We start from the raw sequence: 16,559 nt of genomic DNA, 5'->3' as shown, positions 1-16,559 counted from the left end.
GCGGGAGCGAAGCGGCCCCGGAATCCGGATCCGGCTCTTAGGGTTTCGGCTCTTCGGGTTTCGGCTCTTCGGGGTTGGGCTCTTCAGGGTTCGGCTCTTCAGCGGCGGGCGGCGGTCCGGCTCAACGCCTCGCGGTGCCAGGTCTCGCACCAGCGGTCCAGGACGGCCGCCGCGTGGGCCGGAGCGACCTCGCGCAGCTCGTCGTCGATGCGCTGGCTCATGAAGGCGTTGGTCGGGTGCCAGGCCAGGTCCCGCCACACGGCCTCATCCGTCACCCCGCCCGCTGCCGTCACGGTGCGGCGCAGCAGTGACAGCGGGCGGTCCGCCGTGGTCTCGGGGTCGACCCGCACGAAGTAGGTGATCAGCAGCCGCGGCTCGGCCGGCGGGCCGGCCTGCCAGGCGCGCATCGCGGCGTCGTTGAGCTCCGCGCCCGCCTCGGGGGCCGGGGGCCGATACCCGTGGGCGTGCATCCGGCTCAGGAGGTCGGGCTCCGGGGCGAGGCCCTCGTCGAGGACCTCGCTCACGAAGCGCTCCGGCCACAGCCACTGCCCGTCGGTGTGCAGCACCGCGGGGCCGTGGTCGCGGCCGATGGTCGTGCCGCCGGTCAGGTATTCGGCGATGCGGCGGCGTCGCTCGGGATCGGCCACCCGCGGGCGCTCCGGCGCATTCCGCACGGTGTACAGACGGGCAACCCGCATAGCGGCCGGCCTCCCCAGGCATCCCGGCTTCAGCGTCCGCTCACCGTAACGGATTTGCTCCCGTTCAGCTACCGACGGTTTCCAAGTGCTTCTTGACCTGCACGATGCTGGGGTTCGTCATCGCGGTGCCGTCGTCGAAACGCAGGGTCGGGACGGTCTGGTTGCCGCCGTTGACCGTCTCGACGAACTTCGCCGCCTCCGGGTTCTGCTCGATGTCGACCACCTGGTACTGGATGCCTTCGCGGTCCATCTGGGTCTTGAGGCGGTGGCAGTAACCGCACCAGGTGGTGGAGTACATGGTGAGCATCGTGGTCTTTCCTCCAGAACATCGGCCGAGTCACACAAGGCGATACCGCATAACGTCGTACCCCCCTGGAATGATGTCCAGCTGTGGCGGACTCCTCAGAGATTCTCGCGGGACTGGACCGGGACCAGTCCATCGCGGTGACCGCTCCGGCCGGGCCGCTGTGCATCCTCGCCGGCGCGGGGACGGGCAAGACCAGGGCGATCACGCACCGGATCGCCCACCGGGTGCGCTCCGGGCAGGTCCGGGGCCAGCACGTCCTCGCCGTCACGTTCACCGCCCGGGCCGCCGCCGAGATGCGCGAGCGGCTCGGCAAGCTCGGCGCCGACGGGGTCCAGGCCCGCACGTTCCACGCGGCGGCACTGCGCCAGGTGCGGTATTTCGCGCCCCGGCTGTTCTCCGGCCGCGACATGCCCGAGCTGCTCGACAGCAAGGCCCGCCTGGTCGGCCTGGCCGCGACCAAGGCCGGGCTGAAGACCGACCGGGAGGTCTCGCGGGACCTCGCCAGTGAGATCGAGTGGGCCAAGGCGTCGCTGATCGAGCCGGACGACTACGCGGCCGCCGCGGCCAAGGCGCTGCGCGAGCCCCCGTTCGACGCCGCCCTGGTGGCCAAGGTCTACGCGCACTACGAGCGGGCCAAGCGAGCCCAGGGCATGATCGACTTCGAGGACATGATCCGGGCCGCGATCTGGGCCGTCGAGGAGCACCCGGACGTCGCCGAGCAGGTGCGGGCGCAGTACCGGCACTTCGTCGTGGACGAGTACCAGGACGTCAACCCGATGCAGCAGCGCCTCCTCGAGGCCTGGCTCGGCGACCGCCACGACCTGACCGTCGTCGGCGACGCCAGCCAGACGATCTACTCGTTCACCGGGGCGAGCGCCGACTATCTCGTGGACTTCAAGCGCCGCCACCCCGACGCCACCGTCGTGCGGCTGACCCGCGACTACCGCTCCACCCCCCAGGTCGTCGACCTGGCCAACGCCGTGATCTCGCGGGCCCGCGGCGAGCTGTCCCGGCTGCGGCTGGAGCTCGTCGGCCAGCGCCCGGCCGGCCCCGAGCCCACCGTGCGCACGTTCGCCGACGAGCCGGAGGAGGCGGCGGCGGTCGCGGCCCGCTGCGCGGAGCTGATCGCGGCCGGGACGCCGGCCCGGGAGATCGCCGTACTGTTCCGGGTCAACGCCCAGTCCGAGGTCTACCAGGAGGCGCTCGCCGAGGCCGGCGTGCCCTACGTGGTGCACGGCACGGAGCGCTTCTTCGAACGCACCGAGGTGCGGGAGGCGATGATCGCCCTGCGCTCATACCGCGGCGAGGACGAGGGCGGCCTGGTCGCGACCGTGCACGCGGCGCTCGCCCGCACCGGCTGGATGCCCGGCTCACCACCCGCCGGCGGCGCCCAGCGGGAGCGCTGGGAGGCGGTCAGCGCGCTGGCCAGCCTGGCCGAGGGGATGTCGACGCTCACGCTGGACGAGTTCAACACCGAGCTGCAGCGCCGCGCCGCGGTCCAGCACGTGCCGACCGTCGAGGGCGTGACGCTGTCGTCGCTGCACTCGGCCAAGGGCCTGGAGTGGGACGCGGTGTTCCTGGTCGGCCTGACCGAGGGCACGCTGCCGGTGATCCACGCCCGGACCCCGGACGCGGTCGAGGAGGAGCGCCGCCTGCTCTACGTCGGCGTCACCCGCGCCCGCCACACCCTCTGGCTGTCACACGCCGCCGCCCGCACCCCCGGCGGCCGCCCCCGCCGCCCGAGCCGCTTCGTACCGACGACGACACCGCCGGGCTCATCGGGCGCGGCCCGCTCCTCCGGCGCCGGCGCACATGGCTCCGGTTACCCACGACGCCCCCTGGACAAGGCCGCCGTGGCCGGCAAGGCCCGCCGCGTCATGGCCGTCTCCTGCCGGGTGTGCGGCACGGGCCTGGTCAACGGCGCCGAACGCAAACTCGGCCGCTGCGCGACGTGCCCGTCCGACCTGGACGAGGACCTGCTGGCCCGCCTGCTGGACTGGCGGGCCCGGCTGGCCGCGATCCAGAAGGTCCCCGCGTTCGTCATCTTCACCGACGTGACCTTGTCCGCGATCGCCGAACGCCGCCCCGCCCGCCGCGAGGAGCTGGCCGCGATCGCCGGCATAGGCCCGCGCAAGCTGATGCTGTACGGCGACGACGTCATCGCCCTGGTCAACGGCACCAGCGTCGACGCCCTGGCCCGCGAGCTCGACTAACCCCCGCCGCCTCGAACCGCCGAAAAGCCCGAACCGCCAAAAACCCAACCCCTGAAAAGCCAACCGCAGAAGAGCCAGATCAGGATTCCGGAGCCGCTTCGCTCCCGCCCCGGGCAAGGGGCTCCGCCCCCTGCACCCCGAACCGCCTCCAACCCGCACCGCCGAAGCCCCACAACACCCACCAGTCCCCGCCGCCCCGACGTCAACCCGCCGGCAGATATGTCCGAACGCTTCGCATCCGGACATATCCGATTTATACCCCGTCAGGTCTTAAATCCGTTAAGCGCAGCTTGCCCCGCTCGGACGACCGCCGCCACACCCCGCGACACCAGGCCCGACTAACGCCGACGCAAAACCGCGCAGATCCAGCCCATTCCGGCCGCCGCGACTCATTGGAACCGCAGCACCGCTTGTATGACGCCCTCCGCCCCGGCACGCCCGGCAGCGGTCGGCATGGGCTCGCTGGCGCAGTGCGGCTCGGCCCAGCGCAGTACGGCGACGCGATACGACGCGGCTTACTCGACTCCGCCTGCTCAGGTCGGCTCGCTCAGCGCGGCAGGCTCGGCCCCGGGCTGACGCGGCTCGGCCCGGCACGATACGGCGGCGCGGCTCACGCGGCTTGGCTCGGCTCGCACGGCCTGGCTCGGCTCACGCGGCTGGCTCGGCTCGCACGGCACCGCGGCGCGACGCACCCGGCACGGCACGGCGCGGCACGCGTGCGGCCCCGGAATCCTGCTCTGACTTTTTCAGCGGTTCGACGCCGATATGCCGGGCGGACGAAGAGCCGCGGCCCGCGCACAGCAAAGAGCGCAGTGCGAAGACCGGACCCCACCGCCCGACAGATCGGCGAACGAGAACAGACACGACCAAGAACAGACACGAACGAGAACGAAACAGTCAGCCGTGCAGCCAGGACGTGATCAGGAAGTGCGCGATCGACGCCGCGAACGGCAGCCCGAACTCCTCCGACGACCCGTCCAGCACCGCCGCGATCTCCTTCCGCGACAGCCAGCGAGCCTCCGCGATCTCCTCCTCGTCCACGGTGATCGCCGCGCCGGACGGGGCCAGAGCCTGGAAACCGAGCATCAGCGACCCCGGGAACGGCCAAGGCTGGCTGGCCAGGTAGGTGACGTCGGTGACCTGGACCCCGACCTCTTCCAGCACCTCCCGCGCCACCGCCATCTCCGCGGACTCGCCCGGCTCCACGAAGCCGGCCAAGGTCGAGAACCGCGGGACGGTGGCGCCCAGGGCTTTCCACTGGGCGTTGAAGCCGAGCAGGCATCGCCCGTCGGGGCCGGGGACGCCGTCGTGGACGAGCATGATCACGGCGGGGTCGGTGCGCGGCCACAGGGTCTCCGCGCCGTCGTCGGTCGTGCGCACCCACCCGCCCTGCGCGGCGTGCGTCAGTTTGCCGCTCAGCGGGCTGTACGGGTGCCTGGCGTGCCAGTTGGCCAACGCCACCGACGTGATGAACAGGCCGGCGGGCAGGTCGGTCAGGGCCGCGCCGACCTGGCGCAGGTTGACCCGGCGGGTGCCGTCGGACTCGGTGACGTCGGCGGCGACCGCGAAGTAGACGGTGCCGTCGGGCTCCTCGCCGAGGAAGAACCGCTCCCCCGCGGGTGCGTCGGCCGGGTCGATGAGGACCAGTTCGGGCGCGTCGCCGGGGTGGACGAGGACGTGGCCGTCGTCGACGACCACGACCCGGGCCCGGTCCCACGCCGAAGCCAGCCAGGCCTCGTCGGTGCGCCGGTGCGCGGCCCGGTCGAGCGGGCCGCGCGCGAACGGTGGTGCGGTGGGGACGAGTGCGGTCATGAAGACCGCTGAACGGCGGTGAGCGCGGCCAGCGAGGCCTCGACCTTGGAAGCGTCGCCGAGGACGACCGCGGCCGCCCGGGCCGGGGCCAGGTGCTGCGCCGCGACCGCCGCCACCTCGTCCTTCGTGGCCTTCGCCAGCCGGGCGGCGTGCTCGGCCAGGTAGTCCAGGCGCAGGCCGAAGCCCGCGTAGGTGGAGACCAGCCCGGCCAGCCCGGCCTGGGTGGACATCCCGAGCTGGAGCGTGCCCAGGGCGTACTGCCGCGCCTGCTCGAGCTCTTCGTCCTTCGGCGGCAGGCTGGCGATCTTGCCGAGCTCGTAGAGCGTCTCCAGCAGGGCCGGGCCCGTGACCTCGGTCGCGACCTCGGCCGAGACGACGAGGGCGGAGCCGGCGACCGCGTGCTCGATGAGGGAGTGGGGGCCGTAGGTGTAGCCCTTGTCCTCGCGGATGTTCTCGACCCAGCGGGACGAGAAGTAGCCGCCGAACACCAGGTTGGCCAGTTGCAGCGCGGCGTGGTCGGGGTGCTTGCGCGACACCGCCGGCAGGGCCAGGCGCAGCGAGGACTGCACCGAGTCGGGCCGGTCGACGAGCGTCAGCGGGCCCGGCTCCAGCGCCGGGACCGGTGGCAGCTCGGCCGGGCTCCCGCCGCCGTTCCACTTGGCGAGCATCCGCTCGGCGGCGGCGATGGCCTGCTCCGGCTCGAGGTCGCCGACGATCACCAGGGTGGCGCCGGCCGGGTGCAGCCGCTCGCTGTGCAGGGCCCGCAGCTCGTCCGGGACGACCGCCGCGACCTGCTCGGGGGCCGGGGTCTGGACCGCGTAGGGGTGGCTGCCGTACATCCGCTTGAGCAGGGCGACCCGGGCCAGGTGGCTGGGCTGGCTCTGCGCGACGCGGATGCGGTCGACGAGCCGGGCCCGCTCGGTGTCGACCTCCTCGCCCGGGTAGGAGGCGTCGGTGAGGACGCCGGCCAGGATGTCCAGCAGCCGGTCGAGGCCGTCGGCCAGGGCGTTGCCGGAGATCAGCAGGCGGTCGGGGTCGGCACCGGCGGACAGGCCGCCGCCGACCTTCTGCAGCTCGGCCGCGATGTCCACGGTCGACATCGTCGACGTGCCGGAGAGCACCGTCTGCGTGAGCAGGGCGGCCCGGGCCAGGTCGGCCTGCGCGAACGGGACCCGCAGCCGGATCTCCACCAGCGGCACCGACGAGCGGCGCAGCGCGATCACGGTCAGGCCGTTGTCCAGCTTGTGCTCGACCGTCGACGGCACTTTCAAGGCCCGGTTGGGGCCGAGGACCGGCAGGGCACGAGCGGGGGTGGTCACAGTCACTTGGCTCCTCCGGCGATGACCTCGACCGCGGCCCGGCGGGACGGCACGAGCTGCCCCGCGGCCGCGACGATCTGCTCCTCGGTGACCTCACCGATCAGCGTGTGCAGCGTGTTGAGCAGCTCCGGCTCGCCGCGCTGCTGCTCCAGCACGGCCATCTGCAGGGCCCGGCCGAGCACCGCGTCGGTGTCGCGCAGCAGGTGGGTGGCCATGCGGGCCTGGGTCCGGCTCAGCTCGTCCGGTGCCAGCCCGTCGCTGGCGATCCGGGCGCACTCCTCCTCGACGGTGCGCAGGACCTTGTCCACGTCGCCGCCGGGAGGGAGGTGCGCCTGCAGGACCAGGGCGGTGGGGTCGCGGACCGCGAACGGCTCGCCCATGAAGCCGATGTACCCGCCGACGCTGGTCACCGACCGGTCGCGCAGCACGAGCCGCTCGACCAGCCGCGAGGCGTCGCCGTCGGTGAGCACCTCGGCCAGCACGACGTAGGGCAGGTAGCCCGGCAGGTCGCTGATCGGGTCCGGCACCCGCCAGGCCGCCGCGATCGCGGGCAGCGGGGCCAGCCGGTCCTCGTAGGAGGCGCGCCGCTCCGCGGTCAGGTCGGGCTCGGTGAAGTCGGGGCGGACCGGCGCGGGCCGGGCCGGTACGTCACCGAAGTGCCGCTCGACCAGCTCGGTCGCGGTGGCCACGTCGAAGTCGCCGGAGACTGCGAGCACGGCGTTGCCGCAGGCGTAGTAGCGGTCGAAGAAGTCGGCCGCGTCGGCGACGGTCGCGGACTCGAGGTCCTCGAACGAGCCGTAGCCGTCGTGGGCGTTGGCGAACGTGTCGAACATGACCGGGGGCAGCCGCAGCCAGGGGAAGCCGCCGTAGGGCCGGTTGAGCACGTTGACCCGGATCTCCTCCTTGACCACGTCGATCTGGTTACGGAGGTTCTCCTCGGTGAGCCGGGGCTTGCGCATCCGGTCCGCCTCGAGGAACAGCGCCCGCTCCAGCGCGTTGGAGGGCAGCGTCTCGAAGTAGTCGGTGTAGTCGAAATGCGTCGAGCCGTTGAAAGTTCCGCCCGAGCCCTGCACGTGGCGGAAGTGGGCGAGCTTCTCGAGGTTCTCCGAGCCCTGGAACATCAGGTGCTCGAACAGGTGGGCGAAGCCGGTCCGGCCCTGCGGCTCGGATCTGATGCCGACGTCGTACACCACCGCAACGCCGACGACCGGCGCGGCGCGGTCTGGGGTCAGCACCACCCGCAGGCCGTTGGGCAGGGTGAAGCGCTCGACGGGGTACTTGGAAGCCGGGATCCGCACGGCGGGACTACGACTGGACACCCACCGAATCTACTTCGTCCCGGGCGGAAAGCCCGACGGCGTCCCGCCCGCCCCGCGTCAGCGACCTGATTCGGCGTTCCGCCAGCCCCGCGTAGGCGACCAGACCGGCGAGCACCGCGAGCAGCGGCAGGCCCAGCAGCCAGCCGTAGGGCCCCCGGGAGCGCGGGTCGGCCGGGGCCGCCACCGGCGTGGCGGAGGGCAACACGCCCGATGACGGCACGCTCGCCGAGGGTGATGGCGAGGGGGCCGGCAGCCGCCGGGTCAGCGCCGGGACCAGGTCGAGGCGGCCGAGGCCGTTCTCCGGGTCGACGCCGGCCGGGCCCGTGTCGACCGCGGTGAGCGTGAGCCGGCGGATGATCTCGTCCCGGTCGGCCTCCGGGTACTTCGCCCGCAGCAACGCCACCGCCCCGCCGAGAATCCCGGGAGAGGCGTTGCCGTCGTCGATGCGGTAGCCGTTGCCGCTGTTCGTGGTCATGATCTGGAACCCCGGCACGCCGAGGCCGAGCCGGCGGCCGCTGGAGGACGGCACCCGCACGTCACCCTCCCGGGTGAGCGGGATCGCGGCCAGCACCCCGTCGTAGCCGGCCGGGAAGGGCTCGAACGCGCGGCCCGGCTGGTCCCCGTCGGCCGCCACGATGATCACGTCGGCCTCCTGGGCCGCGCGGACGGCCTTGAGCAGGTGCTCGCTGCCGGCGACGGAGTAGCCGACCACGATCACCCGGGCCCGCTGCTCGACCGCCTCCTCGATACCGACGGCGATCTCGTCCGGGGTGATCTCGTTGATCACGACCGGGAGCACCTTGGCCGCGGGCGCGATGCCGATCATGCCGTCGGCGCGGTCGGTGCCGTGGCCCTGGCCGGCGATGAGGCCGGCGAGCGCGGTGCCGTGCCCGTCCGGATCGGCCGGCCCCGCGTCGTCCAGCACACCGGCGGGGTCCAGGACGGCGCCGGTCAGGTCGGCGTGGGCGCGCTCGACACCCCGGTCGATGACCGCGACCGTGACACCGGCGCCGCGGCTCTCCCGGTTGGCCTCGGCGACCCCGAGGTACCGCAAATGCCACTCATTGTCGCGAATGACATCAGCCCGGGCGACGCCACCCGGCGCCAGGGCCGCGACGAGTCCGAGGGCCACCGTCGCCGCCAGCCGCTGCTTCATGCGCGACAGCGTGCCTGATCGACGCAAGCGACGCCAACCGGCCGGTCAAGCGAGCGTCAAGAAGACCTACAGCGGCCGAATGCTCGCCGGAGCCTCGTCGGCGACGCTGTCGAACTGGGTGTGCGTGTCGGGAATGGACACGTACAGGATCGCGGCCTCCGGCTTGCCCAGGTCGACCAGCGCGATCGAGACCAGCTCGCTCTTGGCCCGCAGCCCCGACTGGTTGAAGTGCAGCCGGAACTTCAGCAGCCGGGCCGGGCGCCCGCCGAGCGTCAGGTCCTTGGCCTCGAGCTGCTCGAGCTGGTTGCCCTTGGGGTAGAAGCTGACCCGCACGTCGGCGGCGATCTGGTCGCCGACGCAGTGCAGGTCGAGCACCATGCCGTCGTTCACCGCGGCCGGCACGTGGCCGGAGAGGATCGTGGCGTGGTAGTCGGAGCCGAAGCCGTCGTAGTCGGGCTCGGTGACGAAGTCCTGGCCGATGTTGTACGTGATCTTGAGCTCGCCCTGGTCGCGCCAGGGTGAGGTGAGCGAGTGCCACGGGTCGCCGAACTGCTTGTAGCTGATCCCGGACTCGGCGTCGCTGGTCCGCGGCCCCGGCGGGACCTCCTCGCCGCCCGGGTTGGGGTTGTCCGGCGGGATGCTCGGCGGCGGGCAGCGCCGGGCCAGCTCCGGGCGGGTGTCGCTGGGCCCCTCGGCCTGCCGGTTGAACAGGCCGCCGGGGGTGGTGGCGTTGTTGGTGATGACGGAGACCAGGATCACGATCAGCCCGATCGCCACGACCAGGATCGCGCCGCCGCCGAGCCACTTCATGATCCGCTGGTTGCGCTTGACGGGGTCGTCGCCGTCGTCGCCACGGTCAAAATCGGGAAGATCCGGCGGGGGTACCACCGGTGGCGTCCCCGACCGCCCGACGCGCCCGGACGCGTAGCCCGTCGCGACCCGCGCCGGCCGCGCGGCCGCGGGTATGGCTGATGGCGACGCGGGCACCGTGACCGGCTCGATCACGGTCTGTGTGTCCGGCGTCGCCCACGGGTTGGACTGCTCGGCCATGTCAAGACCAGTGTCGCAGCCGGAGGCACGAACGCCCACCAGCCACCCCTGGGAATTGGCTTACGGTTGCGGCTGCGGCGGCGGATGCAGCTGTGTGACCTGCGGATATCGGTGCGTGTCGGCGGCCGCGACCGGCCCGATGACGATCAGCGCGACCGTGACGACGCCGGCCGTGGCCACCCCCACCACCAGCGCTACCTCGCGTACGTGCGGTGCCTGCATTCTGAGCACTCCCCCTCGCATGCCCTTTCAGACAGCTTCGAGGAGGTACCGGTTCCACCGACAGCGCCGTGTCGGAACCTTGCCAATTCATTGAGACTCAGTCGTGATCTCGGCCGGCGACGGCAGCGCCGTGATCAAGGCGAGCAGGCCCGCTTCGTCGAGGAGGTCGGCCGGACGGACCGTCTCGCCGCCGCGCACGTAGAAGAACGCGGCACCGACCTGGTCGAGGGGTACCCCGCGCAGCTCGGCCCAGGCGAGGCGGTAGGCGGCCAGCTGCACCGCCGCCGCGCTCGCGTCGGCCCCGCCGGGCCGCCCGCCGGTCTTCCAGTCCACGACGTCGTAGCGCCCGTCGGAGTACCGGTAGACGGCGTCCATCCGCCCGCGGACCACGACCCCGGCGATCACCGACGCGAACGGGACCTCCACGTCGAGCGGCACCAGGTCGGCCCACTCGCTGGCCAGGAACCGCGCCTGCAGGTCGGCCAGGGCCGAGTCGGGTGCGGCGTCCTCGTCGGCGGCGCCCGGCAGCTCGTCCAGGTCGATCAGCCGCTCGGCCCGGAACCGCTGCTCCAGCCAGTGGTGGAAGGCGGTGCCGCGGCGGGCGTAGGGGTCGGGGCGGGCCGGCAGCGGGCGGCGCAGCGAGCGGGCCAGCCGCTGCGGGTCGCGGCGCAGCGACACCAGCTGCGACACGGAGAGGTGCCCGGGCAGCGCGACCTCGACCTCGGCCTGCGGCACCAGCCGGGCCTTCTCGGCCAGCAGCAGCTCGGTCTCGGAGAGCCAGCGCTGGACCAGCGGATCGGCCGAGGTCACGGCGGTGTCCGCGGCAGCGTCCCGGACCAGCGCGGCCGCCGCCTCCAGCAGGGGCCGGCGGTGGCCGAGCGGGTCGGCCGGCCAGCTCGCGCTGGGCACGTCGGCGGCGGTCGGGTTCTGCGCGTCGGCGTCCGGCTTGGCCGCCCACACGTCGACGACCCCGGCCCCGGCCTGGCAGCGCTCGCGGATCTCGTCCAGGAACACCGACGGCCCGCGGGCCCGCTTGACGCCCTCGCCCCACCAGTACCCGCTGGCCAGCAGCAGCCGCCGGGGCCGGGTCACGGCGACGTACGCGAGCCGCCGCTCCTCCCGCACGTCATGGTCGCGCCAGTCCCGGGTGAACGCTTCGAGGGCCGCGACCACGCCCTTGACGTCCTCGGCGGCGGCCAGGTCCAGCGCGGGCAGCCCGGCCCGGTCGCCGCGCAGCGGGAACGGCAGCACCCCGAGGCCGCGCAGCCAGTGGTCGCCGGCGTTGCTCGGCCCCGGGAACACGTCCGCGCACAGGCCGGCGACGGCGACGACGTCCCACTCGAGGCCCTTGGCCGCGTGCGCGGTGAGGATCTGCACGGCCCCGTCGACGACCTCGACCTCGCCCGGGGCCAGGCCGCGCTCCTCGTTCTCGGCCGCGGCCAGGAACGCCAGGAACGCGCTCATCGTGGCCCCCTCGGACTCGCCGGCGAAGCGGGCCGCGATGTTGGCGAACGCGTCGAGGTGGCCGCGGGCCAGGCCGGCGTCGCCGGGGCGGGCCGCGACCTCGACGTCCAGGCCGGTGACCCGCTCCAGGTCGGCGATCAGGTCGGGCAGGGGCTGGTCGAGGCGGCGGCGCAGGGCCCGCAGCTCGCCGCCGAGGCGGACGAACCGGCGGTGGCCCTCCGCGGAGTAGCGCTCGGGGTCGCCGAGGTCGTCGAGGGCCTCGACCAGCACGGCCTCGTCGAGCCGGTCGGCGAGCTCGGGCTCGGCCCCGGCGTCCCCGTTGCGGCGGGCGGCGGCGAGGGAGCGGGCCCGCCGGTAGAGCGCGACCAGGTCGCGGGGGCCGATCCGCCAGCGCGGGCCGGTCAGGATGCGCAGCAGGGCGGCGCCCTCGGCCGGGTCGGCGAGGACCCGCATGATGCTCACGACGTCGCGGACCTCGGGCGTGTCCAGCAGCCCGCCCAGGCCGACCACCTCGACCGGCAGGCCGCGGGAGCGCAGCGCGTTCTCGAGGGCCGGGATCTGGGCCCGGGTCCGGACCAGGACCGCTGTCGACGGGCGGTCCTCGACCGGGATGTCGTAGGGGAACGTGTCCGGCTCGACCTTGGCCGCGCGCCGCCACGAGGCGAGCACCCGGTCGGCCAGCCAGGCCGCCTCCTCGGTGTAGGTGTCGAGCAGCGCGCAGTGCACGGTCGCGGTCGAGGCCGGCTCGGCGAGCACGTCGGCCGGGGCGAGCTCCTGGACCCGGGCGCCGTAGGAGCGCAGCGGGGCCGACAGCGTGTTGGCGACATCGAGGATCTCGGGCCGGTTGCGCCAGCTGGTGGTGAGCTCCCGCAACGGCGCCGGCTCCGCGTTGGCCAGGGGAAACTCGACCGGGAACCGATCCAGGGTGCCGGCCGAGGCCCCCCGCCAGCCGTAGATCGACTGGCACGGGTCGCCGACGGCGGTGACCGGGTGGCCGGCGCCGAACAGCGCGCGCAGGAGCACGACCTGGGCGTGCGAGGTGTCCTGGTACTCGTCCAGCAGCACGACCCGGAACCGGTCCCGCTCGACCAGCCCGACCTCGGCGTGCGCGGTCGCGACCGCGGCCGCCCGGGACAGCTGGTCGCCGAAGTCCATCGCCTCCAGCAGCGCCTTCTTCTCGGAGTACTGCCGGATCAGGGGCAGCAGCTGCAGCCGCGCCTGCTGCCGGGACAGCACGTCACGCACCGGCTTGGCCATCTTGCCGGTCTTCGAGCCGACCTCGGCGAAGAAGCGGCCGGTCCAGGCGGCGACGTCGGCCGGCTGGCGGAGGTGCTCGGCGAGGTCGCCGGCCAGATGCAGGACGGCGTCGACGACGGTGGACGGGGCGGCCGAGACGGCGGTCATGTCCCCGTCGTAGGCCCGTACCACGGCGTCGGCGAGCTGCCAGCAGGCGGCCTCGGTGAGCAGCCGGGTCGACGGCTCGAACCCGGCCCGCACGCCGTGCTCGCGCACCACCCGGGCCGCGTAGGAGTGGTAGGTGGCGACGGTGGGCTCGCCGGCGATGAGGTCGTCGCGGCCCAGCCGGCGCACCAGCTGGGCGAGGCGCTGGCGGATGCGGTGGGCCAGCTCCCCCGCGGCCTTGCGGGTGAAGGTCAGGCCGAGGATCTGCTCCGGGCGGACGTGGCCGTTGGCGACGAGCCAGACGACCCGCGAGGCCATCGTCTCCGTCTTGCCCGACCCGGCGCCGGCCACCACCAGCAGGGGCCCGACCGGCGCGGCGATGACCCGGGCCTGCTGGGCCGTCGGCGCCGGCAGCTTCAGCAGTTTCGCCAGCTCGAGGGGTGTCATTGGACGTGGCGGCCTTTACCCGAGACCGGGCACGAGGTCTTCACCGGGCAGACCCGGCACTTGTTGTTGACCACGGCACTGAACGTGGACGCGGCCATCGTCCGGGCCGTGCGCTTCACCAGGGCCTGGGCCCAGTTGGGGTCGTCGGCCTCGCTCAGCGGCGGCTGGACCTGCTCGCGGGCCGAGTTGGTCTCGCCGCCCAGCTGGACCAGGGCCGCCCCGCCGGCCACCGCCGACTCATCGAACGCGCCGAGCTCGATCGCGGCCTGGTAGGCGGCCAGCTGCGGGTGCTCGGCCAGGTTGGCGTTGGCTGGGATCGACTTGCCGGTCTTGAGGTCGATGACGACGAGCCGGCCCTGCTCGTCGAGCTCCAGGCGGTCGACCCGGCCCTTGATCTCCACCGGGGCCTCGGGGTCGGCCAGCTCGACCAGGAAGTCCTGCTCGATGGCGACGAGCCGGCGGGGGTTGCCGGCCAGCCAGCCGATGAGCTTGTCGAGCATCGTCTCGGCCCGGTCCCGTTCGCGCCCGGCGAGCCAGCGGGCCGAGAGCTCGATCGCGTCGAACCGGTCGGCGACGTAGGCGACCAGCTGGGCCCGGTCCGCGCTGGCGTCGGCGGCCAGCATCGCCGCGGCGTGCACGAGGTTGCCGATGGACTGCTCCGGTGACGGGGTCAGCGCCCCGCCGTGCCGTTCGAGCAGCCAGCGCAGGCTGCACCGGTCCACGCTCTCCACCGTCGAGGGCGTCACCTGCACCGGCTCGCCCGGGTCGACGAGCGGCCGCTCGTCGGACAGCACCGGCAGCCCCCACCAGCCGTCGGGGTCGGCCCCGGGCACCTCCTCGCGGGCCAGCCGGGCCAGCAGCGCGGCGGCCGCGGCCCGGCGCTCCTCGGGCGCGTCCGGGTCGACCAGGGCCACCCGCAGCTCGGCCACCAGCGTCGGCAGGGTGAGCGCGCGCGGCGCCTCGAACGCGGGCTGCTCGTCGTCGATGGACAGCTCGGTCAGGAACCGGCTGGGCTGCTCCTCGCCGTCGCCGGACGCGACCGCGGTGACCAGCACCTGCTCGCGGGCCCGGGAGACGGCCACGTAGAACAGCCGCCGCTCCTCGTCCAGCAGTGCCGAGAGCCGCCCGATGGTCTCCATGGTCCGCCCGGACAGCACCTCGACCAGCAGCTCCGAGCCGAGCACGCTGCCGCGCAGCCGCAGGTCGGGCCAGACGCCCTCCTGGACCCCGGCCACCGCGACGACGTCCCACTCCAGGCCCTTGGCCGCGTGGGCGGTGAGGACGCGCACGGCGTCGCCGCGGTCGGCCATCGGGGCCAGGTTGTCGGCCGGCAGGTCCTGGCCCTCGACGTGGTCCAGGAACACGTCGGTGCCGGCGCCCGGCAGCCGGTCCGTGAAGCGCGCGGCCGCGTCGAACAGCGTCACGACCGCGTCGAGGTCCCGGTCGGCGGCCGCGCCGCGATGCCCGCCGCGGGCGCTCAGCGCCGACCAGCGCTCGGCCAGCCCGCTGGCCTGCCAGACCGCCCACAGCACCTCCTCGGCGGTGGCACCGGGCCGGGCCGCGGCGTCACGGGCCTGCTGCAGCAGTCCGGCCACGGCCCGCGCGGGTGCGGCCCAGCGCCGCTCGACCATCGCCAGCTCGGCCGGGTCGCGCAGCGCCGCGAGGAGCAGCACGCCGGAGGGCCGCCGGTCCCCCGCCGCGAGGGCGAGCGCCCGCAGCCCCTGCCGCAGCCGCCGCTCCGCGAGGGGGTCGGCCCCGCCGAGCGGTGAGTGCAGCAGCGCGACCGCCGCGTCCTCGTCGAGCCGGGCCGGGTCCAGCGCGCACCGCAGGAGCAGCAGCAGCGGCGCGACCGCCGGCTGCAGGTGCAGCGGCAGGTCCTCGGCCTCGGTCACGGTCGGCACGCCGGCCGTGTGCAGGGCCCGCTGCAGCGGTGCGAGCTGCCGCGCGGTCGAGCGCACGACGACCGCCATCCGCGCCCACGGGACGCCGCGCAGCAGGTGGGCCTCGCGCAGCCGGTGCGCGATGAAGGCGGCCTCGGACGTCTCGGACGCGAACGTGCGCGTCTCGACGTTGCCGCCGCCCCGCTGGGCCTGCAGCTGCCGATGCCGGGCCGGTCCGCGCAACCGCGCCGCGACCCGCCCGATCGGCGCCAGGAGTCCTTCACCGAGCCTTCGAGACAAAGGCAGCGTCAGATGTACTGCCTGTGGGAAGTGCAGGTCGAAGTCGTTGACGACGGCCGGGTCGGCGCCGCGGAAGGCGAACGTCGAGGAGTCGGGGTCCGCGAACGCCACGAGGTGCTTGCCGTTCCCGGCCACCAGCTCCAGCAGCTCGACCTGGGCCGGGTCGGTGTCGGGGAGCTCGTCGACGTAGACGTACTCGAGGCGCTGCCGCTCCGCGCGTAACAGGTCCTGATCGTCGGCCAGCATCCCGGCCGCGACCCGGACCAGCTCGGCGTAGTCATAGGCCACGGAACCCCGGCCGGTGGCGTCGCGCAGGGCGAGGACCTGGAGGTATTCGCGGAAGAAGGCGGCCGCGGCGGTCCAGTCGGCCCGGTTGTGGACCTTCGCCAGGTGCAGCAGCCCCTCCGGCGTCACGCCCCGCTCGACGGCCCGCAGGAGCAGGTCGCGCAGCTCGGTCGCGAACGCCCGGGTGTGCAGGGCGCTGCGCAAAGCCTCCGGCCAGGCCACCGTCGACTCCGCGAGGAGCTCCCGGATCACCAGGTCCTGCTCGGGGCCGGTGAGGAGGCGCGGCGAGGACTCGCCCCGGTCCACCGCGGCCCGTCGGAGCAGGCCGAAGGAGTACCCATGAAAGGTCCGGACCATCGGCTCGGCCGTCGTGCGCAGGCCGCTCGACCGTCCGAGCCGGCCCTCGATCCGGTCCCGGAGGCGCACGGCCCCGCGCCGGCCGAACGTGAGGACGAGGATCTTCTCCGGGTCGGCTCCCTCGGCCACCCGCTGCGCGACCGCCTCGACCAGGGCGCTGGTCTTGCCGGTGCCGGGCCCGCCCACGACGAGCAGCGGGCCGCGGGTGTGCTCGACGACGATGCGCTGCCACGGATCGGCGAAGACCGGGACCGCCTTGGCCGCACCCCGCCGCACGAGCCGATAGGCTCGACGATTCGCGGGCGGGGAAGCGGTCGCGGTCATGCCCC

General features: G+C 73.8%; 10 protein-coding genes and 1 pseudogene. 1 reads left to right on the top strand and 10 read right to left on the bottom strand.

Features of this window, described 5'->3' with window-relative positions:
• Positions 1-98 precede the first annotated feature (98 nt).
• On the bottom strand, positions 99-698 hold the full coding sequence (locus tag ACIA8L_RS04205) for a hypothetical protein (RefSeq protein WP_395900209.1): 600 nt from the start codon (positions 696-698) through the stop codon (positions 99-101).
• Between the two features lie 64 nt (positions 699-762).
• Positions 763-1,005, bottom strand: coding sequence for a mycoredoxin (locus ACIA8L_RS04200; protein WP_223105344.1), 243 nt, complete (start codon positions 1,003-1,005; stop codon positions 763-765).
• A gap of 83 nt (positions 1,006-1,088) precedes the next feature.
• Between ACIA8L_RS04200 and ACIA8L_RS04195 the strand changes: the two genes are divergently transcribed.
• Entirely contained in the window at positions 1,089-3,218 is a 2,130-nt protein-coding gene (locus ACIA8L_RS04195; RefSeq protein ID WP_395900206.1) for an ATP-dependent DNA helicase UvrD2, read from the top strand.
• A gap of 897 nt (positions 3,219-4,115) precedes the next feature.
• On the opposite strand, the gene nudC is transcribed toward ACIA8L_RS04195, so the two are convergent.
• The 8 genes and pseudogenes from nudC to ACIA8L_RS04155 form a co-directional block, all read right to left on the bottom strand.
• The gene (nudC, locus tag ACIA8L_RS04190) at positions 4,116-5,030 is read right to left on the bottom strand and encodes an NAD(+) diphosphatase (protein WP_395900205.1); all 915 of its coding nucleotides are present in this window, start codon (positions 5,028-5,030) and stop codon (positions 4,116-4,118) included.
• Positions 5,027-6,349, bottom strand: a complete 1,323-nt coding sequence (locus tag ACIA8L_RS04185) for a M16 family metallopeptidase (protein WP_395900203.1) — start codon at positions 6,347-6,349, stop codon at positions 5,027-5,029. Before ACIA8L_RS04185 ends, nudC begins: the two co-directional genes overlap by 4 nt.
• 2 nt (positions 6,350-6,351) lie before the next feature.
• Complete coding sequence (locus tag ACIA8L_RS04180) at positions 6,352-7,647, bottom strand: M16 family metallopeptidase (protein ID WP_395901722.1); 1,296 nt, start codon at positions 7,645-7,647, stop codon at positions 6,352-6,354.
• 7 nt (positions 7,648-7,654) lie between these two features.
• Positions 7,655-8,824 carry a S8 family serine peptidase gene (locus tag ACIA8L_RS04175; RefSeq protein WP_395900201.1) on the bottom strand — a complete coding sequence of 390 codons (1,170 nt, stop codon included), beginning with the start codon at positions 8,822-8,824 and terminating at the stop codon, positions 7,655-7,657.
• A gap of 66 nt (positions 8,825-8,890) precedes the next feature.
• On the bottom strand, positions 8,891-9,874 hold the full coding sequence (locus tag ACIA8L_RS04170) for a hypothetical protein (RefSeq protein WP_395900199.1): 984 nt from the start codon (positions 9,872-9,874) through the stop codon (positions 8,891-8,893).
• A 60-nt stretch (positions 9,875-9,934) separates the two neighbouring features.
• Entirely contained in the window at positions 9,935-10,096 is a 162-nt protein-coding gene (locus ACIA8L_RS04165; protein ID WP_395900197.1) for a hypothetical protein, read from the bottom strand.
• 87 nt (positions 10,097-10,183) lie between these two features.
• Positions 10,184-13,405, bottom strand: a pseudogene (locus ACIA8L_RS04160) (ATP-dependent helicase); the annotation flags it as partial.
• Positions 13,405-16,554 (bottom strand): ATP-dependent helicase, encoded by a 3,150-nt coding sequence (locus ACIA8L_RS04155; protein WP_395900195.1) that lies wholly within the window; start codon positions 16,552-16,554, stop codon positions 13,405-13,407. The pseudogene ACIA8L_RS04160 and the gene ACIA8L_RS04155, both read right to left, overlap by 1 nt.
• Between the last annotated feature and the right edge of the window lie 5 nt (positions 16,555-16,559).

The sequence above is a fragment of the Dactylosporangium sp. NPDC051541 genome (assembly GCF_044454505.1).
GTDB lineage: Bacteria > Actinomycetota > Actinomycetes > Mycobacteriales > Micromonosporaceae > Dactylosporangium.
Note: the sequence above shows the minus strand (reverse complement) of the source record. Positions and strands in the feature narration are given on the sequence as shown.